A 1905-nucleotide genomic window follows, 5' to 3' on the forward strand; every position below is an offset into this window, starting at 1 on the left:
ACATCATCTTAGTATATCCTTATTGTACCGATTGCACTTCCTTTTCATCTAATGAACAACCCGATTTTTGGCAATGAAAAAAATACCTCTATTATTCTTGTTTTTATCTCAAATCATCTTCAGTCAAACTTTAGACTGGAACATGTATAAAGAAACTATTGCAATACAAGTTAATGCCAAAACGCTCATAACTGGTGAAAAATTATGGTACTCTATATATTGTTTGGGACAAAACAATCAAAAAAGCCAACTCAGTAATGTCGCTTATGTAACATGTATTGATCAGTCAGGAAAAGAAATTTTCTTAAACAAACATTATTTAGAAAATGGAACAAACACAGGATATTTTTTCATTCCTACTAACTTAAAAACAGGCACTTATCAACTTCTTGCATACACGCAATGGATGTTGAATGCATCACCTGTAAACTATACATCAAGCCAAATACTTATCATTAATCCATACAATGAAAATAAACAAGAAAAAGAACTATTTGACACTATAGTGCAAACCCCTATAAACAACATTGAAAACACTCCAAAAGAATATACTAAACGAAAATGGGTCACTATCTCAGATTTTGTAACTAATGAAACAGGGAATTTTACCATATCTGTTCGAAAAACCAATGCCATAAACGCTGCTTTTGAAGAAAAATTTGCAAAACCTAATGAAACAATAAATTTTGCTCAAACTAAAGAACAATTCCCCGAAACAAAAGGAGAACTTATTTCTGGAAGATTAAAACGTTTAGACAGTTTACTCCCTTTAAACAACATAAGCATTGCATTATTAGATAAAGGTAATAAAGACTATATTAATATTACTACTACAAACAAAAATGGCCATTTCTACTTCATTCTAGCAAAACCTCTACATAGTAAAAACATTTATTTTGAAATTATAAATGAGAATAACAATTATGTGATTGAAATAAATCCTAAGTTACAACCTCAAATTACGACTAAAAGAGAAAATCTCAAAATTCAATTGCTAACTAATTATTCAAAGGAAATTGAAAAAAGAGCCATCGCTGCTCAAATTGAAAATGCTTTTTATGAAATTAAAAAAGATAGCACTATTATTCCTGCATTAACTAATAGCATAAATCCAAATTATTTAGAAGTATTCCCAATAGAAAAGTATACTCGATTTAGTTCTCTCAAAGAATTTATTACAGAAGTCTTAAATCAGGTATATTTTACAGAAAAAAACAATCAATTTAAAATCCATTTTAGAAATTCTGGTGTTAATTTAGAACTTAATGAAAACCCACTAACCTTAGTAGATGGCACCATAATTATAAATCCTAATGACCTTTTAAAAATAGAATATAAAAAAATTAAAAGTATTGCCACAAATATTCAACCGTATTATCTTGGTAACAAACTATACAGTGGTATATTTATTATACATACTACTGAAGCTTCTTTTGACGACATAAGTAACAAGAAATGGCCTTCCGAGTACATTATTCCGCTTTACAAACAACAACAATATACTCCTGATTATCAAAAAAATACAGCTCTAGATAAAATTCCTGATTACAGAACTCAATTGCTTTGGCAAAAAACATCTTCCTTAAACCAACCTTTTTCTTTTTACACCTCTGATGTAGAAGGAATTTATGAAATTTCAATTTATGGTTATACCAATGAAGGTCTTTTTATCGCAAAAAGTAGTTACTTTAAGATTAATTAAAAATTGTAAATACTTCTCTAAATTGAGTGTTTTTTATTTATCTGATTTCTATCATATCTTAAAAATTTAACAACATGAAATTAAAACACTACATCGTATTAATTTTCATTGCAATTCTAAGTTGTACAGAACCTTACGAACTTCAAACTGAAAATTTTGAAGACCTATTAGTAGTGGAAGCTACTCTTACAAATGAATACAAA

Annotated in this window: 1 protein-coding gene; it reads left to right on the forward strand. The window is 28.2% G+C overall.

Annotation, left to right across the window (positions count from 1 at the left end):
• The first annotated feature begins 73 nt into the window (after positions 1-73).
• Positions 74-1702, forward strand: a complete 1629-nt coding sequence (locus tag CX675_RS19610) for a hypothetical protein (protein WP_130736954.1) — start codon at positions 74-76, stop codon at positions 1700-1702.
• Positions 1703-1905: the final 203 nt, after the last annotated feature.

Origin of the sequence: Flavobacterium sp. J27, from assembly GCF_004303025.1 — a bacterium.
In the GTDB taxonomy this organism is placed as follows: domain Bacteria; phylum Bacteroidota; class Bacteroidia; order Flavobacteriales; family Flavobacteriaceae; genus Flavobacterium.